We start from the raw sequence: 22,589 nt of genomic DNA, 5'->3' as shown, positions 1-22,589 counted from the left end.
CTCCGACCGGGCCCGCGTGAGCGGGCCGGGTGGAGGAGCCGCTCAGGCCTTGCGGTCGGCGACGGCCCAGGAGGCGAGGGCGACGGCGCCGGCGACACCGAGGACGGACGGCCAGGCGCCGACCTTCTTGGCGAGCGGGTGGGACCCGGCGAAGGCGGCCACGTAGGCGGCGGTCAGCGCGCCCGCCGCCTTCCCGCCGGCCCGCGCGCGCCACTGCTGCGCCGCCGCGGCACCGGCGACGGCCAGGACGGCCCCGCCCAGCTGCCGCTTCTTCGTCCAGCGGGCGACGCCGTAGCCGCCGACAAGCCCGGTAGCGGCGACAACCGCGCTGGGAACCCTGGCCATGAGTGCCTCCTCGTATCCGTCGTATCCGTCGGTCGTCCCTTATGTCTGCCCCGAGGCTACGCGCGGGCGATCGGACCATCCGGACCTGAGTCTGAGCTTGTCAACTTTCCGGCTCCGAGCTATATAAGAAGGCGTAGGGCATCGCACTCAGTGCCAGAAGAGAGGAGTGACCTGTGATGCTCATGCGTACTGACCCGTTCCGTGAACTGGACCGGCTCACGCAGCAGGTGTTCGGCCCGAACAGCACCCGCCCGTCCGCCATGCCGATGGACGCCTATCGGTCCGGGGAGGACTTCCTCGTCCACTTCGACCTGCCGGGCATCGACCCCGAGACGATCGAGCTGGACGTCGAACGCAACGTCCTCAGCGTCCGCGCCGAGCGACGAGGCCCCGCCCCCGAGGGCGCGCAGGTCGTGGTCGCCGAACGGCCGACGGGCACGTTCACCCGCCAGCTGTTCCTGGGCGACACGCTCGACACGGACCGCATCGACGCCTCGTACGAGGCCGGTGTCCTGACCCTGCGCATCCCGGTGGCCGAACAGGCCAAGCCGCGCCGTATCCAGATCAGCGGCGGAGACGGCAGCCGGAAGCAGATCAGCGGCTGAACCGACGGCCGGAGCGAGGTGCCGGGAGGGGCCGGCTGGACCACGGCCCCGGCCCGCCGGCCGAACCGCACCGGCCCCGCCCCTGGCCCACGCGGCGCGAGCCGACGGCACCCACGCGCCCCCGGCCCACGCGGCGCGAGCCGACCGCACCCACGCGTCCCGAGCCCGCCCCTGGGCCCGGGACGCGAGTGCCGCACCGCACCGCGGACCGCGACGCACCGTGGACCGCACCGCACCGGCGGACCGCACCGCACCGCGGACCGCGACGCGCCGTGGACCGCACCGCACCGTGGACCGCGACGCACCGTGGACCGTGCCGCCGCCCCACAAGCCGCATGAGACCACATGCCGCACATTGGCCGAACTACCGCCCATGCCTTTCGAATTGCGGGGTACCAGACGTCCGGATACCGGATGTCCCGGATACCGAATGTCCCGGTGCCCGGAAGTGTCCCGGAGGAGGAGCCACCACGATGACCGTGACGACGACGCAGCCGCAGACGAGAACCGCGATCCCCGCCCCTGGTCTGCGCACAGGCGAGGCTGCGGACGCCGCGCGCTGGGAGGAACTGACCGAGTCGGTACGCGAGGCGGGCCAGTACGGCACGCGACTGCAGGCCGAACGCGTCACCCGCACGGTCCTCTCCGCCCTGGGCAGTCACGTGACCGGCGAAGAACGCGTATCCCTCGCCCAGTCCCTCCCCCGGGAGGCGGGCCGGGTGATCGCGTCCCAGATACCCGCGACGCATCCCCTCACGGCACGGGAGTTCGTGGAGTCGGTGGCGTCCCGCATCGAGGGCTCGACCCCCGCCACGGCCCGCTGGGACGTCAGTACGGTGCTCGGCGTCCTGGCGGACAGGATCGGCGAGTCCCTGACCACCCGTCTCCTCGCTCAACTCCCGCCGGGCTACGCCCTCCTGTTCGGCCGGGCAGACCTGGCCCCGACGGCATAACCCCGCACCAGGGCGCCGCGTTGACTCTCACCCCGACAGCGGCGCCCTGCGGCGACCCTCAGCCGACACTTCCGCCCGATCCCTCGCGGAAGCACGACACTGACCAAAGAAGCGGGAGGCCCAATGGCACTCACACACACCGCCCACTCAGGCGAGGTGCTGGAGCGTGCCCAGACTCACTTCCAGGTCGACGCAGAACGCCCCTGCCCAGCAGCGCGGCATGCCTCGGTCAGCTTGCCGTGATGGTCGAGTAGGTCCACACGTCGGCCGGAAGCTCGTGCTTCAGGCGCCAGGTGATCGCCATTGGCTTGCTGCCGGTGTGCTGATCGTAGGTGGCAGGTCCGAGCAGCATCCATGGCTGGGACTTACCTATATCGGTGTTCTTGTAGCGCCGCATGAAAAGCAGGACATGGCTGCCGCGATCCTGGTGTTGCCGGTAGCGCAGACCGGTGCGGGAGTCGGCGGCCGTGGCGTTCTGGGACTCCCAGTGGAAGAGCGTGGGGCTCAGTGCGTAGTCCTTGTACCGGACCGTGGGCGAGAAGTCTTTCTCGTTCTTCTCCAAGGTGATGAGCAAGGCGTCCGTCTGAAGCTCCTCCACCCACTGCACACCTTGTGCGAAGGACCGGGGCATCTGCCCTCCGAAGCGCGCCACGCCGAGGGCAGCGAGGATCTCGGAGCGGTTGTAGGCACTGTGAACCTTCAGTGGGACCTCGCTGAGGCGGCCGGACAGCGCAATGGGGAAATGGTCAGCCTGCTCGATGACGTGCGCTATCACCTGCCGCAACTCGTCGCGCACCGCCTTCTGGGAACGCAGGGAGTCCAGCCCCTCCTGGAAGCTGGTGAAGACACCTGCGTTATCCCAGAGGTTGAAGAACAGCATGCGGGCGTACGTCTGATCGGTGAGGCTCAGGTCCTCGTACGGTGGAGCGTCGTCCTGGAGGAGGCGAAGATAGGCCTCCGCCCGCTCCGGGTCGTCTACGTGGAGGAAGGCGTGGACCCGCTTGAGAAGGGCGGCTTCCCCCGCAGGTGCAGACTCGTCTATCAGGTTGGCTCGGCGTAGGACTGCCGTCCAGGAGTTGTCGCTCTTGTACAGCTCCTTGATCTCGCGACGGCTCTCCCGAAGGTAGTCGGCGAGGTGGGGCGTGCCGTAGGTCCTGACTTCCTTGACCAGCGTCTTCACCGTGGCGCCCAGCTGGGTGCGGATGTTGTCGATGACGAGGTCTTTCGACTTGCCTTCCAGGATGATCTGGCAGCCGGATGGCAGCTGCGGGAAGTCATGCTCGATGTGGTCGAGGAGTCGGTTCCGCGACAGGTTCGTCATGGCCCGGAACTGTTCCTCGAAGCGGAACTCAGCCCGGTGCTGCCCGATGAAGTCGAGAACGGTAAGTACGGGCTTCGTTTCGGTTCGCCGCAGGCCCCGCCCCAACTGCTGCAGGAAGACGGTGGCGCTGTTGGTGGGGCGGAGGAGGAGCAGCGTGTCGACGTCAGGGATGTCGAGTCCTTCGTTGAACAGGTCGACGGAGAAGATCACTTGGAGCTTTCCGTCCCGAAGGTCAGACAGTGCCTGGGAGCGCACATCGGAGGGAGAGTCACTGTCGAGCGCGACTGCCTGGAAGCCGGCGCTTCGGAAGAAGTCCGCCATGAAATGAGCGTGCGCCTTGGTTACGCAGAAGCCCAGCGCCCGCATTTCGCCGGGGTTGGAAACCTTGTCCCGGATCTGCTTGACCACAATCCGTGCACGGGCGTGGTTGCCCGTGTACAGGTTGTCGAGGTCCTGATCGGCGTATGAGCCCTTCTGCCAGCCAAGGTCTGTCAGATCTGTGCCGTCTGGAATTCCGAAATAGTGGAAAGGGCAGAGCAGATCGTTTTCCAGGGCTTCCCAGAGCCGCATCTCGGCGGCAATCCGGCCCTCGAAGAACTCGTCTTGAACGTTGAGCCCGTCCATCCGCTCGGGCGTGGCCGTCAGACCCAGCAGTTCCTTCGGCGTGAAGTGGTCGATGACCCGCCGATAGGTGGCGGCGGTGGCATGGTGGAACTCGTCGATGACGATGATGTCGAAGTGGTCGGGTGCCAGTTGCTCAAGGCGCTGGACATTGAGCGATTGGACGCTAGCGAAGACGTGGTCCCACTCACGTGGATCCTGCCCTGCGTGCAGCAGCTCTCCGAACGACGCATCGTCCAGCACCTCGCGGTAGGTACGGAGAGACTGCTTGAGGATTTCCTTGCGGTGGGCCACGAACAGCAGTCTCGGTCGGCCCCCGTCCGACGCGCGGCATAGGTTGCGGTAGTCCAGGGCGGCCATCACCGTCTTGCCGGTTCCAGTCGCTGCGACCAGAAGGTTGCGATGCCGCCCGCGGAGTTCCCGCTCGACGGTGAGCCGCTCCAGCATGTCCCGCTGGTGGGGGAAGGGGCGTACCTCCAGGCCGGAGAGGCTGATCTTCAGGTCCGTGCTGGCGTGGGAGCCACTCGCCTGGGCCAGCGCTTCATCGAGACGTTCGCCGTGGAGGTCAGGGTCGTACGTCTCGAATGCGATGTCGTTCCAGTACGCGTCGAAGGTGGCCTCGAACTTGTTCAGCACCGCAGGCGTTGCTACCGACGACAGGCGTACATTCCACTCCAGACCGTCGACAAGCGCCGCCTTCGAAAGGTTGGAGCTGCCCACGTACGCGGTGTCAAAGCCTGTCTCACGTCTGAAGAGCCAGGCCTTGGCGTGCAGTCGGGTGGAACGTGTCTCGTAGTTGATCTTTACTGTGGCGCCGAAGTCCCGGACCAGGCGGTCGAGGGCATGACGGTCGGTGGCGCCGATGTAGGTGGTCGTGATGACACGAATCGGCACGCCTCGTTCCCTGGCGGCGCGCAGTGACTCTTCCAGGACACGGATGCCGTACCACTTCACGAAGGCGCAGAGCAGATCAATACGGTCTGCCGTGGCCAGCTCCGCCCTGAGCTCGGCACCAAGGCTGAGGTCCTCCGGGGAATTGGTGATCAGCGACGTCTCAGACAGAGGCGTCAAGGGGCGCAGGGCGTATAGCCCCGGGGCCTCCTGCCGTGCGAGCGTCAAGAGTTGCCGCGGGCCCTCGACGATGGCGCTGACGGCGTCCGCATCGCCCGGTTCGGGAGCACTCGTAGCGAGAGCATCGAGGATGCGGTTCGCTGCCTTAACGCGCTCCGCTGCCGGAAGTTGTGCCAACCGTTGGCCGACAGCGTCACTTATGTGGCGAGCCAGGACATGAGGAGCTGACTCCGAGCTGACCTCGGCGTCGATGACCTTCCAGCCCGCCGCTTCGAATCGCTCCAACTCGTTGCGTACGTCCTGCGTGATCAGCTTCTCGTACACGCCCGCGATTGGCTTCGACCCGCCCGTCGGTTCCGCCACGCTTCCCCCCTGATCCCTCGCGGTGCCCCTGCACGACCTCGCGCACCGATATGGATCAGTTCTAACAGCACCTACTGACAAGTGGGGCTGGGTGTTGAAACGCAGCCGAGGCGCTGGCATCCCCTAGTAGCCGTGAGGCCGCCCGTTTCTCGGCATTGTCGTGCTTCCGCGGCCCGCCTCAAGGGCGCGTCCGCTTCGCTCCCGCATCGGCTGGCGCCGATGGCCCTTCGGGCCACCCTTGACCCGGGCCGCTCCAGCACGGGGAAAAAGCGAGCGGGCGGCCCGGGGAGGGCGGGGCCTCAGGGGAGTGGCTGCCTGAGTGGGCTGGAGGGCCGGCCGGAGCGGCATGGCGCACAGCCGTGGGGCGGCACGCCGGGTCGGTTTAGCGGCTTGCTCCGGGATGCGTAGGGTCTCGGGAAGCGTTTACGCGCCGTGGCACGCCGTGTAGCTCTTGGCCTCCCCACACCAGCACTCCGCCCCCCGCTGCGGAGGCCAGGCCACCGCTCGGCCGCGCGCGGCCAGTGTCGTTGCGTACTGCGGGAGCAGCGTGGCGTCGTCCGGGGACGTGCTTTCCGAGGCTGCGAAGGCCTCGTACGAGGGGACCGTGCCCGTGACGATGCCCAGGTTGGGGGTGCCGGAGGCGGAGAGTTCGCGGAGGGAGGACTCTATGGTCGACAGGTGGGCCTCGTGCGACGGGTACTCCGAGGTCAGGGTCGGGTACGCCGACAGCAGCTCCGCCAGCTCCGGGGCCGGCCAGTGGAGGACCGCCACGGGGAACGGGCGGGAGAGGGCCTCTCGGTAGGCGCCCAGTTCCGCGCGCAGGCGGGAGATCTCCGCCTCCAGTTCCGCCGGGTTGTCCGAGCCCAGCGACCACACGCGCTTCGGGTCGTGGAGTTCGTCCAGGGTGATCGGGGACGTGTGGAGGGTGTCGGCCAGGGTGTCCCAGTCGTCGTGCGGCAGGCCCAGCATGCGGCGGACGCGGTGGCGGCCGTAGAGGACGGCGTGGGTGGCGGGGGACGGCTCCGTCGCGTCCGGCAGGAAGAGGCGCGCCGCCTCCGTGAAGGTGTCCTCCGCCGCCTCCAGCTCGTCGTGGGCTTCGAGGGCCTCGGCCGCGATCACCCAGGGGGCCGGGTCCCGGGGCGCCGTCGTGCGGATGCCCTCGATGATCGCCCTCGCCTCCGCCTCGTGGCCGTACTCCCAGAGGTTGGACGCCTTCAGCGCCCGTACCAGATGGGGGTTGTCCAGGCCTTTTGCGGAGCTGAGCAGGCGGTCGTAGACGGTGGACGCCGCGGGGCGGTCGCCGGACAGTTCCAGGTGGGCCGCCGCCCGCAGGAGGAGGGTCTCGGCGTCCTCGGGGTACAGGCCGGCGGTCCGCTCCAGGCGTGCCGCTTCGGCGGTGTGGTCGACGTTCTCGGCAGGCGTGTCGGGGCGCATGGGGGACACCGTACTGCCGGGCGGTGACAAAAGTGAGGTGCGGTCGGGGGCGGGAGGGGAGAGGAGGGGGCGCGCCGGACGCCCGTGCCGTCCGGCGGTCGCCCGGCCGGCGAACGGCCACCAGGGCGCCCTGCCGCTGGACCGAGAGTCGCCTCCCGCCCGGTCCGCCGCCTCTCGTCTCGCCCGGTCCGCCGCCTCTTGTCCGCGTGGTCCGGCGCCCCTCCGCCGCCTCTTGTCCCGCCCGGTCCGCCGCCCCTTGTCCGCGTGGTCCGCCGCCCCTTGTCCCGCCCGGTCCGCCGCCCCTTGTCCTGGACGGGGTGTCGCCCCTGTCTCGGACGGGTTGTGGCCCCCTGTCCCGCGGGCTTGTCGCCCTGTCTCTGGCCAGTTGAGGGCGCTGCGCCTATCGTGCGGGCGGCTCCGGCTGGAGGTGGGCGCGGATGCGGGCTGTGGCGGGTGTGCGGGTCGTACGGCACGGGGACCGGCGGCGGCGTGCCCGGCGCAGGCGGGTGCTGTGGGGCGGCGGCGAGGTGCTCGTGACGGCCGGGCTGGTCCTCCTGCTGCTGGTCGTGCACCAGCTGTGGTGGACCAACCGCGAGGCCCGGCGCGGGGCCGAGCGGAAGGTGGCGGCGCTGGAGCGGGAGTGGGGGAGCGGTACGGCGAGCGCCGACGGCGAAGCCTCCGGGGAGCCGGGCGGTACCGGCGGCTCGGGTGCCTCCGGTGCCTTCGGTGATTCCCGTGGTTCCGGTGGTTCCGGTGGTTCCGGGGCGGCCTCCGCTCCGGAGCCGGGTGGTTCCGGGGCGTCCCGCTCGTCACGGAGCCCGTACACCCCCGCGGCACCGCCCCGGCGGTCCCAGGCGTACGCCGTGCTCACCATCCCCCGGCTGGACCTGCGCGTCCCCGTCGCCGAGGGCGTGGGCAAGGCGGACGTCCTCGACAAGGGTTACGTCGGTCACTACCGCGGCACCCAGCAGCCGGGGCGGGCCGGGAACTTCGCGCTCGCCGGGCACCGGAACACGCACGGCGAGCCGTTCCGGTACCTGCCCCGGCTGCGGCGGGGGGACGTCATCGAGGTGGAGACCCGGTCGGCGACGTACACGTACGGCGTCGACCAGGTGCTGCCGCGGACGTCGGCGAGGGACTCGGGGGTCGTCCGGCCGGTCCCGCGCTCGCTCGTCCGGCCCGGGTACGGGTACGACGAGCCGGGCTACTACCTCACGCTCACCACCTGCACGCCCGAGTTCACCTCCCGGTACCGGCTGGTGGTGTGGGCCAAGCTGGTGTCCATGCGACCGAGGTGAGCCGGGGCCGGCCGCTCACGCCCGTTCCCGCAACGCCAGTACCGCCGCCGCCCCCACGGCCGCCAGGCCCGCCGACACCAGCAGGGCGATGTTCGCGCCCCGGGACGGGGCGGTGGCCGAGGTGGCGAGGGCGATGGTCAGGGCCACGCCGGCGCAGGAGCCGATGTAGCGGAAGGTCTGCTGGGCGCCGGAGCCCATCGCGGCCCGCTCCGGCGGTACCGACTCGACGGCCAGCAGCGGCAGCGCGCCGTTCAGCAGGCCGCTGCCGATGCCGCCGACGATCAGGCCGGGCAGCAGGCGGGTCCAGGTGCCGGACCCGATGGCGCCGAGCATCGTCACCGTGGCGATCGTGTGCAGGGCGAAGCCGACGGCGAGCTGGGTGCGCGGGGCGATACGGCCTGCCAGGTGCTTGACCTGGAGGGCGACGGCGAAGCTCAGCCCGGACCAGAGCAGCAACAGCCAGGCCGTGGCCAGCGGGGAGAGCCGGAGCGCCTGCTGGAGCAGCGCCGGCAGGAAGCTGAACATGCCGATCACGGCCAGGCCGGTGAACAGGCCGCCCGCGGAGGAGGCCAGGAAGCGGGGGCGGCGCAGCAGGCCGAGGTCGATCATGGGGGTGCCGGTCCGGTGTTCCACCACGGCGAACACGGCGACCAGGACGACGGCCGCCGCGAGCAGCAGGCCGACCGGGGCGCGCAGCCACCCGTCGCGGCCCAGGGTGAGGGCCGCGACCAGAGCCACCAGGGCCAGGCCGAAGGTGAGCGCGCCGAGCACGTCCGGCCGGCCGCCGCGCGGTGCGCGTGACTCGGCCAGCGCCCGGGTGCCGAGCGCGGCCACGACGAGGGCGGCGGCGCCCAGGACGCCGTAGCCGATCCGCCAGTTCGGCAGCGCGCCCGCGAGCAGTGGGCCCACGGCGATGCCGCCGCTGACGAAGGCGCCCCACACGCCGGTGGCGTGCAGCCGGCCGCGCGGGCTGGGGAAGGCGTGCACGATCAGGCCGAGGGCGCTGGCCAGCAGGGCCGCGCTGGCCGCGCCCTGGGCGATGCGGGCCAGGGTGAACTGCCAGGTCGAGGTGGTGAACGCGCCGAGGGCGGTGGTGAGGCCGAGGGTCAGGGTGCCGGCGAGGAAGACGCGGCGGCGGCCGTAGTCGTCGGCGAGGCTGCCGGCCACGAGCAGGAGGGCGGCGAGGCCGAGGGGAGTGCCGTTGAGCAGCCACGCCTGGGCGGAGAGCGGGGTGTGCAGGGCGCTCGCGGTGTCCGGCAGCGTGACCATCGGGGCCGTGTACGTCATCAGGGCCACGGCGGTGGCAGCGCTGGTCAGGGCGAGGGTGGCGCGGGGGCGTGCGGGGGCGTCCCGGGCGGCGAGGCCGCGTGCGGCGGTGGGGGTGATGGCGGCGGAGTCGAGCCCGGTCATGGCGTGGTCCTGTCCTTCCGGGGCTGGGCGGGCGGCGAGGCGACCATGGTTCAGTCATTGAACTCACCTGACCCGTTCACCGTAGCACCATCAGTTCGTTCACTGAATCTATGGTCGAGGGGTGGTTACAGTGGACGGCATGGCACTGGGCAAGGACTACGCGACGCAGGAGTGCTCGATCGCCCGCGCGCTGGAGGTCGTCGGCGAGCGGTGGACGCTGCTCGTCGTCCGTGACGCGCTCTACGGAGTGCGGCGCTACAACGACTTCCTGGTCCACCTCGGCATCCCGCGCGCCGTCCTGGCCGCCCGCCTGCAGACCCTGACCGCCGAGGGCATCCTCGAAAGGCGCCGGTACCAGCAGTCGCCGCCGCGCGACGAGTACGTCGTCACCGAGCGCGGCATCGCCCTGTGGCCCACCCTGCGCGCGCTCGGACTGTGGGGGCGAGAGCACTTCGGCGAGAGCCGGCTGCGCTACTTCCGGCATGCCGTCTGCGGCACCGAACTCGGACCGTACGGCGAATGTGCCGCGTGCGGAACCGTCGTACCGGTCCCGGACGTTGTGATGGAACCGGGGCCCGGACTCGATCCGGACCCGGCGGATCCGGTCAGCAGGGCGCTGCTCAAGCCGAAGCGGCTGCTGGAGCCCCTGGAGACCGATCATGTATGACGCAGCGATCCTGTATAAAAAGGGAAGCGGTGCGTAGAAGCGCAGACCGCAGGGAGGGGGAGGCGATGATCCGCGGTGGTGCCGCAGGTCGTGTGGCGGGCATGCGTCCCGTCGCCCTCCTGCTCTTCCTGCTGCTGCCCATCGCCCTGCTCGACACCGGCAGCATCACGACCACCGTCGCCCTCGCCGCGACCGCGGCCGCCGGTTCCGCGCTCGTCCTCTGCTCTCTCCTCGCCGCCAGCTGCGCCCCCGCCATCCCGCCCACCCACATACGGACGGCGATACGCGACCGGGCCCGGCGCACGGCCTTCCTGCCCCAGCGCGATCCCGACGCGCCCGGCCGGCGCCGGCCCAGGGCACCCGGACAGGCCCTTGCGGCGACCGCCGCGTAGGGCACGTCTCGCCGAGTCTCGCCGTTCGGGCCGAGCCTCCTCCCTTGCGTGACCCCGCGCGGGTCGTCATGCCGATTTCCCTTCCTCACCGGCCGCTTCCGGTGACTTCCGGCACGACGAGACCCCTTGGAGGGCTCACCCATGTCCGTCTTCGCCCGCCTGGTCGAGCACCTCGCCGACCTGCTGACCCCCCTCTTCCACGCCTCCGCGGCGGCCGCCGCGATCGTCCTGTTCACCGCGCTCGTACGGCTCCTCGTCCACCCGCTGTCCCGGGCCGCCGCCCGGGGCAGGCGCGCCCAGGCCGCGCTCCAGCCGAGAATCGCCGACCTGCGCAAGAAGCACGCGAAGGATCCCCAGCGGCTCCAGCAGGCGGTGCTCGAACTGCACACCGAGGAAAAGGTCCCGCCGCTCGCCGGGTGCCTGCCCAGCCTGCTCCAGCTGCCCGCCTTCTTCCTCCTCTACCACCTGTTCTCCAGCACCACGATCGGCGGCGAGAGCAACGGCCTGCTCGACCACACGCTGTTCGCGGCACCGCTCGGCGGACGCTGGGCCGACGCGCTCACCGACGGCGGGATAGCCGGCCCGGCCGGACTGGTCTACCTCGGCCTGTTCGCCCTCGTCGCGGCCGTCGCCACCGTCAACTACCGGCGCGCCCGGCGGACGACGGCCCGGCAGGCCGCCCCGCTCGCCGCGGGTGCCCAGGTGCCCGGCCTCGCCGCGATCACCCGGGTCACCCCGTTCCTGTCCTTCTTCACCCTCGTCACGGTGGCGGTCGTCCCGCTGGCCGCCGCGCTGTACATCGTCACCAGTACGGCCTGGAGCGCGGCGGAACAGGCCGTGCTGTACCGCTGAGCAGGCCCTCTCGTACCGCTGGACGCGCCCTGGTACCGCTGAGCAGGCCCTTGCCGTACCGCTGGACGCGCCCTGGTACCGCTGAGCAGGCCCTGCGTACCGCCGAACGCGCCCTGCCGTACCGCTGAGCAGGGCGCGCCGTGCCGCTGAGCGGTCATGGCTACGGTCCAGTACGTGAACAGGGTCTTGCGGAGTGGACGCCGGACTTGGAGGATCAGCCAGTCCTCCGATGGCCGCACACATCGGCGGGCGCCCCGCGATCGAGGGAGACGGTGACCATGAAGCTGCTGCGAGTCGGTACGGCGGGTGCGGAGCGCCCCGCACTGCTCGACGCCGACGGGACCCTGCGGGACCTGTCGGGCCTCGTGGACGACATCGACGGTGCGCTCCTCGCCGACGGCGCCGCGCTCGGCCGGGTGCGGGCGGCGGCCGAGGCCGGTGAGCTGCCCGTACTGGACGCGGCCGGACTGCGCGTCGGACCCCCGCTCGGCCGGATCGGGAAGGTCGTGTGCATCGGGCTCAACTACCACGACCACGCCCGCGAGACCGGCGTCGAGCCGCCCACCGAGCCGGTCGTCTTCCTCAAGGCGCCGGACACCGTCGTCGGGCCGCACGACACGGTGCTGGTGCCGCGCGGCTCGGTGAAGACCGACTGGGAGGTCGAACTCGCGGTCGTCATCGGCCGTACGGCCCGCTACCTGGAGTCGGCCGAGGAGGGGCTCGCGCACGTCGCCGGGTACGCGGTGGCGCACGACGTCTCCGAGCGGGAGTTCCAGATCGAGCGCGGCGGGACCTGGGACAAGGGCAAGAACTGCGAGACGTTCAATCCGCTCGGCCCGTGGCTGGTGACGGCCGACGAGGTGGCCGACCCGCAGGCCCTTGCGCTGAGGCTGTGGGTGAACGGGGAGCTGAAGCAGGACGGTACGACGGCCGAGCAGATCTTCCCCGTGGGTGAGGTCGTGCGGTACCTCAGCCGGTTCATGACGCTGCACCCCGGGGACGTCATCAACACGGGGACGCCGGCGGGGGTGGCGATGGGACAGCCCGAGCCCAAGCCGTACCTGCGGGCCGGTGACGTGGTCGAGCTGGAGATCGAGGGGCTCGGACGGCAGCGGCAGCAGCTCAAGGACGCGTAGGCGCTCCGCCGGGAGCGCCGGGGAACTGCGGCGTTGATCTTCGGCCGCGACCGCGTTGTGGCCGGCCGTGCGGTTCCCCGCGCCCGGTGGTGCAGATCCCGCGCCCGGTTGCATGATTCCCCGTGCGCCGTCATGCGGTTCCCCGTGTGCGGTCGTGTGGTTCCCCGCGCCCGGTGGTGCAGATCCCGTGCGCGGTCACGCAGTTCCCCGCGCCCGGTCGTGCGGTTCCCACGGCCCGGTCGCGTAGTTCCCCGAACCCCCCCGGGCTCGGACAGGTCATGCCAGGCAGGCGGCGAGTCTGCGCCATTCCTGCCGCGGGAGGGCGTCCCGAGGGCCGTCGGTGATCGGCTGGAGGGCCAGGTGGTCCGCTCCCGCGGCCCGGAAGGTGTCGATGCGCTCGCGGATCCGGTTCTCGTCGCCCCAGGCGAAGACCGCGTCGACCAGCCGGTCGCTGCCGCCGCCGGTGAGATCCTCCTCGGTGAAGCCGAGGCGCAGGAAGTTGTTGGTGTAGTTCGGCAGGGCGAGGTACATCGCCAGGGCCCCGCGGGCGAGGGCGCGGGCACGGGACGGGTCCGGCTCCAGGACGACCTTCAACTCCGGTGCGAGCAGCGGGCCTTCGCCGAGGACTCCGCGGGCCTGGGCGGTGTGTTCCGGGGTGACCAGGTACGGCACCGCGCCCGCCGCCCGATCCCGGGACAGCTCCAGGAGCCTCGGGCCGAGGGCGGCCAGCACACGGCGGTCGGCCGGTACGCCCGCCGCGTCCAGGGCGTCGAGGTAGCGGACCAGCGCCGAGTACGGGCGGCGGTACTGGTCGGCGAGCTTGGCGTGGCTCACGCCGAGGCCCAGCAGGAAGCGGCCGGGGTGGGCCGCCTCGACCTCGGCGAAGGCCGCCGCGCTCTCCTCGGCGTCGTACTGCCAGATGCTCTGGATGCTGGTGCCGACGACGAGCGTGCTGGTGGCCTCCAGCAGCGGAGCGGCGTGCCGGGCCGCGCTGCTGCCGCCCAGCCACGCGGCTCCGAACCCGAGTTCCTGCAACTCGGCCGCCGCCTCCGCCAGTTCTCCACGCCGGGAGGAGTCCTCGGAACGCAGGGCGACGCTCCAGACGCCGTAGCGGCCGATCCTGTCCTTCAAGGTGCTCATGGGGCGTTCCCTCCGGGGCGGGCCGTGATCATGCGTACAGGCATTCCCAACCGGAGGGCCCCTTCACATGATTCCCGGGCGCGTCACCCGTCCAGGAAATGCTCCAGCGCCTCCACGACCAGCCGGTGGTCCTGGAGCTGGGGCAGGCCGGAGACGGTCACCGCGCCGATCACACCGGCGCCGTCGACCGTGATCGGGAAGGAGCCGCCGTGGGCCGCGTACACGTCCGGGTCGAGACGGGAGGACTCCTCGAACGTCGTGCCCTTGGCCCGGAAACGGGCGCCGACCAGGTAGGAGGCGGCGCCGTAGCGCTCCACCACCCGGCGCTTGCGGGCGATCCAGGCGTCGTTGTCCGGAGTGGAGCCCGGCAGGGCGGCGTGGAAGAGCTGCTGGCCCGCGCGGTGGATGTCGATGGCGACCGGCGCCCGGCGCTCCCGGGCCAGCTCGAACAGCAGGGAGCCGAGGGCCCAGGCGTCGTCATGGGTGAACCGCGGGAACACCAGGCGCCGTTGCTGCGCCTCCAGTTCCTCGACGGACGGGACGAGTTCGGGAGTGGTCGGGGTCATCAGAGGGTCACCGTCACCTTGTCCAGGGCGGACCTGCGGGCCGCTTCCAGTACGTCGAGCGCGGCAGCCGCCTCCAGGGCGGTCACCGGGTTGGGGCCGGCGCCGCGCAGGGCGTCGGCGACGGCCGCGTAGTAGGCGGGGTAGTCGCCGGGGAGCGTCGGCTCGGGCCTGCCGCCACCGGTCAGCGGGGATTCGCCGGAGCCGATGCGACCCCACAGCGCCTCGTCCTCCGCGCCCCAGTCGGCGGTGGAGCCGGGGCGGCTGCCCTCGCGCAGGGCCGCCTCCTGCGGGTCCAGCCCGTACTTGACGTAGCCCGCACGCGAGCCCAGCACCCGGAAGCGGGGGCCGAGCTGGGCGGCCGTCGCCGAGACGTAGAGGTGGGAGCGGACACCGCCGGCGTGGGTCAGCGCGATGAAGGTGTCGTCGTCGGTCTCGGCGCCGGGGCGGCGGACGACCGCCTCGGCGTAGACCTCGGTGACCGGGCCGAAGAGGACCAGGGCCTGGTCGACGACATGGCTGCCGAGGTCGTAGAGCAGACCTCCGATCTCCGCCGGGTCGCCGGACTCGCGCCAGCCGCCCTTGGGCTGCGGGCGCCAGCGCTCGAAGCGGGACTCGAAACGCCAGACGTCGCCCAGCTCGCCGTCCGCGAGGAGCCGGCGGAGGGTCAGGAAGTCGTTGTCCCAGCGGCGGTTCTGGAAGACCGACAGGAGCAGACCGCGCTCCTCGGCGAGGGCGGCGAGCTCGCGGGCCTCGGCCGCGGTGCCGGCGATCGGCTTGTCCACGACCACCGGCAGGCCCGCCTTCAGGGCGGCCGTGGCCAGCGGGACGTGCGTCTTGTTCGGGGAGGCGATGACGACGAGGTCCAGTTCGGCCGCGCGGTCGAACAGCTCGTCGGGAGAGGCGGCCGTCCGCACGTCCGGGAACTCGGCCCGTGCCTGCTGCTGCCGCTCCGGGTTGGCGGTGACCACCGTGTCCAGGGCGAGGCCCTCGGTGGCGGCGATCAGCGGGGCGTGGAAGACGGAGCCGGCCAGGCCGTAGCCGATCAGACCGACGCGGAGGGGGGTAGCAGTCATGCCTCCCACTTTGGCAACGCTGTTGCGAAAGTGCAAGCGGTGGGGAGAATGGGGCCGTGGACGGGACAAGGGCGACGGCGGGGGCGGCGCCTGGTAGCGGCGGTCAGGCGAGGGCGATGGCGGGTAGCGGCGGTCAGGCGAGGGCGACGGCGGCAAGCGGCGGTCAGGCGAGGGCGATGGCGGGGACGACGCCGAGGGCGACGACGGGGGCGGCGGCGGGGGCGGCGGCGGACAGCGGCGGTCAGGCGAGGGCGACGGCCGGAAGCGGCGGTCAGGCGAGGGCGACGAGGAGAGGCGGTGGACCGGTGGGAGTCACGGCGAGTGGCGGTGGACCGGTGGGGGCGGCTGCGCGGAGCGGTGGGTCGGCGGGGGCGAACCTGGGGGCGGTGCGCAGCCACAACGCCGCGCTGGTACTGGGGCTGCTGCGGGACGCCGGGGCCGAGGGCATCAGCCGGCTGGAGCTGGCCGAACGCACCGGGCTGACCCCGCAGGCCGTCAGCAAGATCACCGCGCGGCTGCGGGAGCAGGGGTTCGCGGCCGAGGCCGGACGGCGGGCGTCGACCGGGGGCAAGCCGCGGACCGTGCTCCGGCTGGTACCGGAGGCGGGACACGCGGTCGGGGTGCATCTGGACCGCGACGAACTGCGGGTCGTACTCGTGGATCTGGACGGGGCCGTGGTGGGGGAGCGGCGCGGGGAGCTGGACCTGGGGGCGGGCGCGGAGGCCGTGCTGGGAGCGGTGTGCACGGCGGTCCGCGAGGTGGTCGCGGACCTGGCGGCTGAGGAAACGGTGGGGACGGCGGGGACGGCGGGGACGAGGGGGGAGAGCCTGGGCGGTGGGGCTGGGCCGAGAGGTGGTGGTGGACCAGCTGCCGATGGTCGTGCGGCTGAGGGCGGTGATGGGGCCGACGGGGGCGATGGGGTCGACGGTCGTGGTGCGGCCGGCGGTGGTGGCGGGGGCGATGCTGCCGGCGGTCGCGGTGTGGGCGCTGGTGTCGGCGGGGGCGGCGCGGCCGGTGGTCGTGGTTGCGGTGCCGGTGGTGAGGGGCTCGCCGGGGTTGGGACCCTGGTGGGGGTCGGGGTTGCGCTGCCCGGGCCGTTGGATCACGTGCACGGGGTGCTGCACCGGGTCACCGGGTTTCCCGAGTGGGACGGCTTCCCGCTGCGGGACGCGCTCGCGGAGCGGCTAGGGGTGCCGGTGGCGGTGGACAAGGACACCAACGCGGCGGCGCTCGGACTGGCGGTCGGGGGTGCGCAGGACGCCGCGGGCGGATCCTTCGCCTATCTGCACCTCGGTACCGGGCTCGGGGCCGGGCTGGTGTTCGGCGGGAGCGTGCATCGCGGGGCGCGGACCGGGGCGGGCGAGTTCGGGCACCAGGTGGTCCAGCTGGACGGGCCGCTGTGCGAGTGCGGCAACCGGGGGTGCGTGGAGGTGCTGTGCCTCGGGGCGGCGGCGCGCGGAGAGGTGGCCGAGGCGGCGCGGGTGCTGGGGGTCGCGGCCGGGAATCTGGTGGGGCTGCTGGACATCGACGTCGTGCTGCTCGGGGGACGGACGGTGGCCCGGGCGCCCGAGGCGTACGTGCGGGGGGTCGGCGAGGTGCTGGGGGCGCGGGCCCGGCGGGAGGGCCGGAGCGGGGGGCCCGTGCCGGTGCGGGTCGCTCCGCGGGGGGAGCGGGTGGTGGCCGAGGGCGCGGCACAGCTGCTGCTGGCGCCGCTGTTCGGGCGGGGGGACGTCTGACGCGGTGCCGGTGCCGGCGGGTGTGAGTGTGAGTGCGAGTGTCAGTGCCGGAGCCGGTGTCTGGCGGGCGGGCTTGTTCGCGTCGGGGCGCGGACGCGGTGCCCGGTGCCGGAGTCGAGGTACGGCGGGTGGGCACGCTTGCCCGCGCCGGGGCGCCCGTCGGCTACGGGGGCGGAGAGCGCCGTTGCCCCGAAAGGGCGCCGGCAACTGCGCGACCGGCTCCTCCGATCGTGTGGCCGACCGCCAGACCCCGCGCCCGGTCTCCGGCAGCCAGACCGGATCCCAAGCCGCACGACGAGTTCTCCAGGTTGCGCGACCGGTCTCGAACCGCGTGCCCGGTCCTTCAAGCTGCACAACCAGCCTCCATGCTGCACGATCACCCCAACGCCTCCGCACCCGGCGACGCCCCCCGGCCCGGCGTGTGCGGAGGGACGGCGGGACGGGTACTCGATCCACCCGGCCTCCCCCCTTCCGGCAAGGAGGGCACCAAGTGCATTCGACCAGGATGAGAACGGCGGCGGGCCTGCTGGGAGCCGTCGCCATCTTCAGCCTCGCGGCCTCCGCCCAGGCCCTCGCAGCGCCCGTCCAGACCTTCGCGGCCTCCGCCCAAGCCCTCGCGCCCCCCGTCCACGCCTTCGCGCCCCCCGTCCACGCCTTCGCGCCCCCCGTCCAGGCCTTCGCGGTCCCCGTCCACGCCTTCGCGGGCACGGACCGGGCGCCGGACCGGAAACCCGCCTTCTGCGGAACGGACAAGGCGTCCGGGCTCGCGGTGTGGGCGGCGGAGAAGAAGTCCTGCGCCACCGCTGTCCGGGTGGCGGCCGCCTACACCAAGGTCTGGCGGGGCTCGGCGGGCACGTCCGTCGAGGTCCGCGCGGCCGGCGCCGCATGGAAGTGCCGGGAACGCCAGGGCGACCCCAACCCTTACCAGGAATGCGTCGACACGAGCGACAGCAGCCGATGGGTCAGGCTCTCGTCCTGACCGGGTGAGCCGCCCCGGGAGGTCCGTTCATGGTGTCCATCCGTCCTGCCCTGGCCGCGGCGGGTGCCGCCGCGCTGCTCGCGCTCTGCCCGCCGGCCCATGCCTCGCCCGTCACCGGGCGCGGCGCCTGCGACGAGGCCCTCGCGGTCGCCGGGCAGGCGGAGCACGACTACCAGGCGCTGAAGAGGGAACTTCAGCGCATCGTCGCCGACGGGGGACACCCGGACGCCTCCCAGCGGCGGGCGCTGGGGGACGCGGAGGCGAAGACCGTCTCCACGGCCTCGCAGGCACAGCGCATCTGCGGCCCCTGACGGCGCGGCGCGCTGACGGCGCGGACGTGCGCTGACGGAGCGGACCGTGCGGCCGCACAGCGTCCCGGTGGCCCCCGGGGGGCGCGGATGGAGTGACCTGTGCGGCCATACGGCTGTGGTCCCCGACGGCGCCGGTGTGCGCTGACCGGGCGGCTTGTCGGCCGTACAGCGTCCTGGCGGCCCCGGCGTCCCGGCGGCCCCGGCGGCCTCGGCGTGAGTTGCCGGCGCGGACCGTGCGGCCGTACGCGCATCTGCGGTCCGAGGCGGCGCCGGACGTGCGCTGATCGGGCGGACCGCGCCGGTGCGGTCGGAGTGGCGGGCCCCGGCCCTCCGGTGCTTCCGGCATGGTCATGTGTTCATGCGACTGTGCACGTCCCTGTCCCTCGGCTCCCTGACCCTCGGCCTGGCCGCAACCGTCGCCACCGCCACCACCCCCCTCCTCCCGCTCCTCCTCCCGGCGGGAGCCGCGCACGCGGCCGCCCAACCCGCCGCCGTCGAGCCAGCGGCCGCCAAACCCGCCGCCGTGCCCGCCGCCGCCAAGCCCGCCGCCGTCGAGCCAGCGGCCGCCGACCCCGCCGCCGCCAAGCCCGCCGCCGCCGTGCCCGCCGCCGTCCAGCCCGCCTGTGCGGGTGCCGACGCGCGGGCCTTTCCGCTGGCCACCCGGATCCGGGGCGGACCCGGCTCCTACGTGGCCGGCGGCGGGTACGGCACCTGGTACATCGACCTCACCAACACCACCCGGCTGACCTGCGCCGGCGTCCACCCGGTCGTGGTCCTCGTGGACGCCAAGCGGGCCCTGCGCGCGAACCAGCCCCAGCTGGACTTCTATGACGGCTCCCGGGCCCTGCCGGTGGCCTTCGAGACCACCGACGCGAACGAACTGGTCGGTGTGCTGGACGCCCCCGGGTTCGGTGGGTTCACCGTGCCGCCCGGCAAGACCGTCAGCGTCCGGGTCCGGCTCGCGCTCACCTCCGACACCGCACCCGACGAGGTCACCGTCAGCGCCGCCGCCGTCCAGCGGCGTGACGGGGACGGGGAGTGGGTCGGGGAGTCCGACGCCTACCGTTTCGCGATCGCCAAGGAGGAGGGGGAGCGCCAGGACACCGGGGACACCCAGGACACCGAGGAAGCGGAGGAGGCCCAGGACGGCCGGGAGACCCAGGACGCCCAGGACGCCCAGGACGTCCCGGGCCGCCAGGACGCTCAGGACGCCTCGGGCACGCCGACCGCCTCGTCCGGCGGTGTGACGCCCACCCCCGCCGTCACCGGCACCCCCGACTCCTCCCCGTCCCTCACCCAGGAGGCCGGGGAACAGGCGTGGCAGCTGGCGGGCACCGGGCCGGGGCTCGCCCTCGGGCTGCTCGCCGTCGTCGTCGCCCTGTCCGGCCTCGGCGCCGCCGCGTTCCTGCTGGCCCGCGGCCGTCGCTGAGCCGGGTCCGGTACTCCGTCCGTCCGGCCCGTCGGTGGCGCTCCCTGCGTGGGCTATGCGAACCGGCCCGCGGCCGTAGCTGAACCTGGTCCGGTACTCCGTCCGTCCGGCCCGTCTGCGACGATCCCTGCGTGGACTACCCGAACGACCAGGCCCCCGGCGCCCCCGTTCGCTCAGGCATCCCCGAGCACGGCCGCATCCCCAAGTACTACGCGGTGAAGGCGCGGATCGCGTCGCTGCTGGAGGAGCTGGGGGAGGGCAGCGTCATCCCCACCGAACGCGACCTCGCCGAGCGCTACGACGTGGCCCGCGAGACCGTGCGGCAGGCCGTGCGGGAGCTGGTCCTGGAGGGGCGGCTGCGGCGCCGGGGCCGCGGGACCGTCGTCGCCGGGCCCAAGCTGGCCCAGCCGCTGTCCCTGGCCAGCTACACCGAGGGCGTGCGCCGGCAGGGCCGTACCCCCGGCCGTACCGTCGTCACCCTGGACCGGTTCCCGTGCCCGGAGCCCCTCGCCGCCGAGACCGGGCTCACCCGGGGCGAACCCGTCTGGCACCTGGAGCGCGTGCTGCTCGCCGACGACGAGCGCGTCGGCCTGGAGAGCACGTACGTCGCCGTCGGACGGGTGCCGCGCCTGGACGCCGACTTCGATCCCGACTCCTCCTTCTACGCCTACCTCGAAGCCCAGGGCATCACCTTCGGCGACGCCGACGAGCGCATCGAGACCGTGCTGGCCACCCCCCGCGAGGCACTCCTCATCGGCACCCCGCCCGCCCTGCCGATGCTGCTGATCCACCGGATCTCCCGGGACACCGAAGGCCGGCCGCTGGAGCGGGTGCGGTCGCTGTACCGGGGCGACCGCTTCTCCTTCACGGCCCACCTGGGCGGCTGAAAAGCAGCCGGCCCTGCGACAACAGATCCTTCATAACAAGAAGGTAACGGGTCTAGCCCAAAACCAGATGGGTCGTTCACGCTCTCGTTGTCGGCCGGATGTCTCCGGCTGCCCGTCCGAGAGGAGCGTTGCCGCCGTGAGAGTGACAGTCGTCGGAGCCGGCGTGGTGGGCACCATGCACGCCTGGCAGGCAGTGGCGCGCGGCCACCAGGTCGTCCAGATCGAGCGCGAGACCGAGGCGCGCGGCGCCTCGCTGCGCAACTTCGGGCAGATCTGGGTCAGCGGCCGCGCCGGTGGGGAAGAGCTGGAAGCCGCCCTGCGGGCACGGGAACTGTGGGAGGAGATCGGCGCGCGCGTCCCGGCGCTGGGCTTCCGGGCCATCGGGTCCCTGACCCCCGTCCGCGGGCCCCTCGAACTCGCCGTCGCCGAGGCCGCCGTCGCCCGCGCCGATGCCGCCGCCCGCGGCTACAAGCTGCTCACCCCGGGCGAGGCCCGCGCGATCAACCCCGCCCTGCGCGGCGACTTCACCGCGGCCCTGTACTGCGAGCGGGACGCGGCCGTCGAGCCCCGCACCGCCCAGCTCGCCCTGCGCGGGGAACTGCTGAAGTCCCCGGACTACACCTTCCTGCCGGGCCGGGAGGTGCGCGAGGTGACCGCCGCCGGCACCGTCCGCGACGACCACGGGGACGTGCACCGCGCGGACGCCGTCGTCCTGTGCACCGGCGCCTGGCTCGGCGGCCTGGTCCGCGAACTCGCCGGCCCCGGCCTGCCCGTGCGCCGCGTCCGCCTCCAGATGATGCAGACCGACCCGCTCGGCGAGCCGCTGACCACCTCGGTCGCCGACGCCGACAGCTTCCGCTACTACCCCGCCTACGCCTCCCCGGCGCTGGACGAACTGAACGCCCGGCAGCCGCAGGCCGAGACCGCCGCCGCCCACCGCATGCAGCTGCTCATGGTGCAGCGCGCCGACGGCGGTCTGACCATCGGCGACACCCACGAGTACGAGCACCCCTTCGCCTTCGACACCGTCGAGGAGCCGTACGAGCACCTCACCGGCGTCGTGGAGTCCTTCCTCGGCCGGCCGCTGCCGCGGATCCGGCACCGCTGGGCGGGGGTGTACGCGCAGTGCACCGAGCCCGGCCGGGTGGTGCACCGCCAGGAGGTGCACGAGGGGGTGTGGCTGGTCACCGGGCCCGGCGGGCGCGGCATGACCTGCTCCCCCGCGATAGCCGAGACGACCGCGAACGAACTGGGCTGGTGAACTCCATGAACAACCCGACCGACACCCCGGGGAACATCCGTCTCGTCGTCCTCGACATGGCCGGCACGACCGTCGCCGACGGCGGACTGGTCGAGCGCGCCTTCGAGGCGGCCGCCACCGAGCTGGGCGTCGAGCCCGGCTCCGCCGAGCACGCCGAGCACCTGGCCTACGTCCGCGCCACCATGGGCGAGTCCAAGATCTCCGTCTTCCGGCACCTGTTCGGCGACGAGGACCGCGCCCGGCGCGCCAACAACGCCTTCGAGGAGGCGTACGGCGAACTGGTCGACGCCGGCCTGATCGCGCCGGTCCCCGGGGCCCGCGAGGCCATCGAGGAGCTGGCCGCCGGCGGCCGCACCGTCGTCCTGACCACCGGCTTCGCCCGCGTCACCCAGGACGCCGTCCTGCACGCCCTCGGCTGGCGTGACCTCGTGCCGCTCACCCTGTGCCCGGCCGACGCCGGCGGGCGCGGGCGGCCGTACCCGGACATGGTGCTGGAGGCGTTCGTCCGGACGAAGGCGGCGGACGACGTACGGCAGATCGCCGTGGCCGGAGACACCTCCTACGACGTGCTCAGCGGCGTACGGGCGGGAGCCGGACTCGTCGCCGGGGTGCGCACCGGCGCCCACGACGACGACGCGTTCCGCGCCGCCGGCGCCACGCACGTCCTGGACTCCGTCGCCGGCCTGCCGACCCTGCTCGCGCGGTGACGGAGTCGAAGCGGATGCCCATGTGAGTCCGG

At 72.8% G+C, this 22,589-nt stretch carries 21 protein-coding genes; 14 read left to right on the top strand and 7 right to left on the bottom strand.

Annotated features, from left to right (window positions below):
• Positions 1–42 precede the first annotated feature (42 nt).
• Positions 43–345 carry a hypothetical protein gene (locus tag JK361_RS11890; RefSeq protein ID WP_132786046.1) on the bottom strand — a complete coding sequence of 101 codons (303 nt, stop codon included), beginning with the start codon at positions 343–345 and terminating at the stop codon, positions 43–45.
• Between the two features lie 176 nt (positions 346–521).
• Here JK361_RS11890 and JK361_RS11885 point away from each other — a divergent pair, with 176 nt between their 5' ends.
• Both JK361_RS11885 and JK361_RS11880 read left to right on the top strand, forming a co-directional pair.
• Positions 522–950 (top strand): Hsp20/alpha crystallin family protein, encoded by a 429-nt coding sequence (locus JK361_RS11885; RefSeq protein WP_201815727.1) that lies wholly within the window; start codon positions 522–524, stop codon positions 948–950.
• A 473-nt stretch (positions 951–1,423) separates the two neighbouring features.
• Positions 1,424–1,903, top strand: coding sequence for a DUF2267 domain-containing protein (locus JK361_RS11880; RefSeq protein WP_201815726.1), 480 nt, complete (start codon positions 1,424–1,426; stop codon positions 1,901–1,903).
• 229 nt (positions 1,904–2,132) lie between these two features.
• Here the strand turns inward: JK361_RS11880 and JK361_RS11875 are convergent, their stop codons facing one another.
• Positions 2,133–5,279 carry a DEAD/DEAH box helicase gene (locus JK361_RS11875; protein ID WP_307787243.1) on the bottom strand — a complete coding sequence of 1,049 codons (3,147 nt, stop codon included), beginning with the start codon at positions 5,277–5,279 and terminating at the stop codon, positions 2,133–2,135.
• A 423-nt stretch (positions 5,280–5,702) separates the two neighbouring features.
• Entirely contained in the window at positions 5,703–6,713 is a 1,011-nt protein-coding gene (locus JK361_RS11870) for a tetratricopeptide repeat protein (RefSeq protein WP_201815724.1), read from the bottom strand.
• A 437-nt stretch (positions 6,714–7,150) separates the two neighbouring features.
• On the opposite strand from JK361_RS11870, the gene JK361_RS11865 reads away from it, so the two are divergent.
• Positions 7,151–8,011, top strand: a complete 861-nt coding sequence (locus tag JK361_RS11865) for a class E sortase (protein WP_201815723.1) — start codon at positions 7,151–7,153, stop codon at positions 8,009–8,011.
• Between the two features lie 15 nt (positions 8,012–8,026).
• Here the strand turns inward: JK361_RS11865 and JK361_RS11860 are convergent, their stop codons facing one another.
• The gene (locus JK361_RS11860; RefSeq protein ID WP_201815722.1) at positions 8,027–9,421 is read right to left on the bottom strand and encodes an MFS transporter; all 1,395 of its coding nucleotides are present in this window, start codon (positions 9,419–9,421) and stop codon (positions 8,027–8,029) included.
• 139 nt (positions 9,422–9,560) lie between these two features.
• Between JK361_RS11860 and JK361_RS11855 the strand changes: the two genes are divergently transcribed.
• From JK361_RS11855 to JK361_RS11840, 4 genes are all read left to right on the top strand, one after another.
• Positions 9,561–10,088, top strand: coding sequence for a winged helix-turn-helix transcriptional regulator (locus JK361_RS11855; RefSeq protein WP_201815720.1), 528 nt, complete (start codon positions 9,561–9,563; stop codon positions 10,086–10,088).
• 65 nt (positions 10,089–10,153) lie between these two features.
• Entirely contained in the window at positions 10,154–10,480 is a 327-nt protein-coding gene (locus tag JK361_RS11850) for a DUF6412 domain-containing protein (protein ID WP_201815718.1), read from the top strand.
• Positions 10,481–10,621: 141 nt separating this feature from the next.
• Positions 10,622–11,332, top strand: a complete 711-nt coding sequence (locus JK361_RS11845) for a YidC/Oxa1 family membrane protein insertase (RefSeq protein WP_201815716.1) — start codon at positions 10,622–10,624, stop codon at positions 11,330–11,332.
• Positions 11,333–11,610: 278 nt separating this feature from the next.
• Entirely contained in the window at positions 11,611–12,468 is an 858-nt protein-coding gene (locus JK361_RS11840) for a fumarylacetoacetate hydrolase family protein (RefSeq protein WP_201815714.1), read from the top strand.
• A 276-nt stretch (positions 12,469–12,744) separates the two neighbouring features.
• Here the strand turns inward: JK361_RS11840 and JK361_RS11835 are convergent, their stop codons facing one another.
• The 3 genes from JK361_RS11835 to JK361_RS11825 all read right to left on the bottom strand — a co-directional run bounded on the left by JK361_RS11835 (position 12,745) and on the right by JK361_RS11825 (position 15,247).
• A complete protein-coding gene (locus JK361_RS11835; protein ID WP_201815712.1) occupies positions 12,745–13,608 on the bottom strand; it encodes an LLM class F420-dependent oxidoreductase in 864 nt (287 codons plus the stop codon).
• Between the two features lie 83 nt (positions 13,609–13,691).
• Positions 13,692–14,174: a heme-degrading domain-containing protein gene (locus JK361_RS11830; protein WP_201815710.1), complete on the bottom strand. Its 483-nt coding sequence runs from the start codon at positions 14,172–14,174 to the stop codon at positions 13,692–13,694.
• Positions 14,174–15,247 (bottom strand): Gfo/Idh/MocA family protein, encoded by a 1,074-nt coding sequence (locus tag JK361_RS11825; RefSeq protein ID WP_201815708.1) that lies wholly within the window; start codon positions 15,245–15,247, stop codon positions 14,174–14,176. The genes JK361_RS11830 and JK361_RS11825 overlap by 1 nt, the downstream gene beginning before the upstream one ends.
• A gap of 335 nt (positions 15,248–15,582) precedes the next feature.
• On the opposite strand from JK361_RS11825, the gene JK361_RS11820 reads away from it, so the two are divergent.
• The 7 genes from JK361_RS11820 to JK361_RS11790 all read left to right on the top strand — a co-directional run bounded on the left by JK361_RS11820 (position 15,583) and on the right by JK361_RS11790 (position 22,557).
• Positions 15,583–16,983 carry an ROK family transcriptional regulator gene (locus tag JK361_RS11820; protein ID WP_307787242.1) on the top strand — a complete coding sequence of 467 codons (1,401 nt, stop codon included), beginning with the start codon at positions 15,583–15,585 and terminating at the stop codon, positions 16,981–16,983.
• A 490-nt stretch (positions 16,984–17,473) separates the two neighbouring features.
• Positions 17,474–17,962 carry a hypothetical protein gene (locus tag JK361_RS11815; protein ID WP_201815704.1) on the top strand — a complete coding sequence of 163 codons (489 nt, stop codon included), beginning with the start codon at positions 17,474–17,476 and terminating at the stop codon, positions 17,960–17,962.
• A gap of 29 nt (positions 17,963–17,991) precedes the next feature.
• On the top strand, positions 17,992–18,273 hold the full coding sequence (locus JK361_RS11810) for a hypothetical protein (RefSeq protein WP_201815702.1): 282 nt from the start codon (positions 17,992–17,994) through the stop codon (positions 18,271–18,273).
• A 358-nt stretch (positions 18,274–18,631) separates the two neighbouring features.
• Complete coding sequence (locus tag JK361_RS11805; protein ID WP_236052736.1) at positions 18,632–19,702, top strand: hypothetical protein; 1,071 nt, start codon at positions 18,632–18,634, stop codon at positions 19,700–19,702.
• 131 nt (positions 19,703–19,833) lie between these two features.
• The gene (locus tag JK361_RS11800; RefSeq protein ID WP_201815700.1) at positions 19,834–20,589 is read left to right on the top strand and encodes a GntR family transcriptional regulator; all 756 of its coding nucleotides are present in this window, start codon (positions 19,834–19,836) and stop codon (positions 20,587–20,589) included.
• 136 nt (positions 20,590–20,725) lie between these two features.
• On the top strand, positions 20,726–21,850 hold the full coding sequence (locus JK361_RS11795) for a TIGR03364 family FAD-dependent oxidoreductase (protein WP_201815698.1): 1,125 nt from the start codon (positions 20,726–20,728) through the stop codon (positions 21,848–21,850).
• Positions 21,851–21,855: 5 nt separating this feature from the next.
• Positions 21,856–22,557: a phosphonatase-like hydrolase gene (locus JK361_RS11790; protein WP_201815696.1), complete on the top strand. Its 702-nt coding sequence runs from the start codon at positions 21,856–21,858 to the stop codon at positions 22,555–22,557.
• Positions 22,558–22,589: the final 32 nt, after the last annotated feature.

The sequence above is a fragment of the Streptomyces musisoli genome (assembly GCF_016741855.1).
Lineage (GTDB): Bacteria > Actinomycetota > Actinomycetes > Streptomycetales > Streptomycetaceae > Streptomyces > Streptomyces musisoli.
This window is presented reverse-complemented; position numbering and strand designations above follow the sequence as displayed.

Coding starts and splice junctions, on each gene's coding strand:
- JK361_RS11880 (WP_201815726.1), top strand. CDS start 1,424: ATGACCGTGACGACGACGCAGCCGCAGACGAGAACCGCGATCCCCGCC.
- JK361_RS11850 (WP_201815718.1), top strand. CDS start 10,154: ATGATCCGCGGTGGTGCCGCAGGTCGTGTGGCGGGCATGCGTCCCGTC.
- JK361_RS11805 (WP_236052736.1), top strand. CDS start 18,632: ATGCGACTGTGCACGTCCCTGTCCCTCGGCTCCCTGACCCTCGGCCTG.
- JK361_RS11845 (WP_201815716.1), top strand. CDS start 10,622: ATGTCCGTCTTCGCCCGCCTGGTCGAGCACCTCGCCGACCTGCTGACC.
- JK361_RS11860 (WP_201815722.1), bottom strand. CDS start 9,421: ATGACCGGGCTCGACTCCGCCGCCATCACCCCCACCGCCGCACGCGGC.
- JK361_RS11825 (WP_201815708.1), bottom strand. CDS start 15,247: ATGACTGCTACCCCCCTCCGCGTCGGTCTGATCGGCTACGGCCTGGCC.
- JK361_RS11810 (WP_201815702.1), top strand. CDS start 17,992: ATGGTGTCCATCCGTCCTGCCCTGGCCGCGGCGGGTGCCGCCGCGCTG.
- JK361_RS11790 (WP_201815696.1), top strand. CDS start 21,856: ATGAACAACCCGACCGACACCCCGGGGAACATCCGTCTCGTCGTCCTC.
- JK361_RS11870 (WP_201815724.1), bottom strand. CDS start 6,713: ATGCGCCCCGACACGCCTGCCGAGAACGTCGACCACACCGCCGAAGCG.
- JK361_RS11865 (WP_201815723.1), top strand. CDS start 7,151: ATGCGGGCTGTGGCGGGTGTGCGGGTCGTACGGCACGGGGACCGGCGG.
- JK361_RS11840 (WP_201815714.1), top strand. CDS start 11,611: ATGAAGCTGCTGCGAGTCGGTACGGCGGGTGCGGAGCGCCCCGCACTG.
- JK361_RS11885 (WP_201815727.1), top strand. CDS start 522: ATGCTCATGCGTACTGACCCGTTCCGTGAACTGGACCGGCTCACGCAG.
- JK361_RS11890 (WP_132786046.1), bottom strand. CDS start 345: ATGGCCAGGGTTCCCAGCGCGGTTGTCGCCGCTACCGGGCTTGTCGGC.
- JK361_RS11830 (WP_201815710.1), bottom strand. CDS start 14,174: ATGACCCCGACCACTCCCGAACTCGTCCCGTCCGTCGAGGAACTGGAG.
- JK361_RS11855 (WP_201815720.1), top strand. CDS start 9,561: ATGGCACTGGGCAAGGACTACGCGACGCAGGAGTGCTCGATCGCCCGC.
- JK361_RS11835 (WP_201815712.1), bottom strand. CDS start 13,608: ATGAGCACCTTGAAGGACAGGATCGGCCGCTACGGCGTCTGGAGCGTC.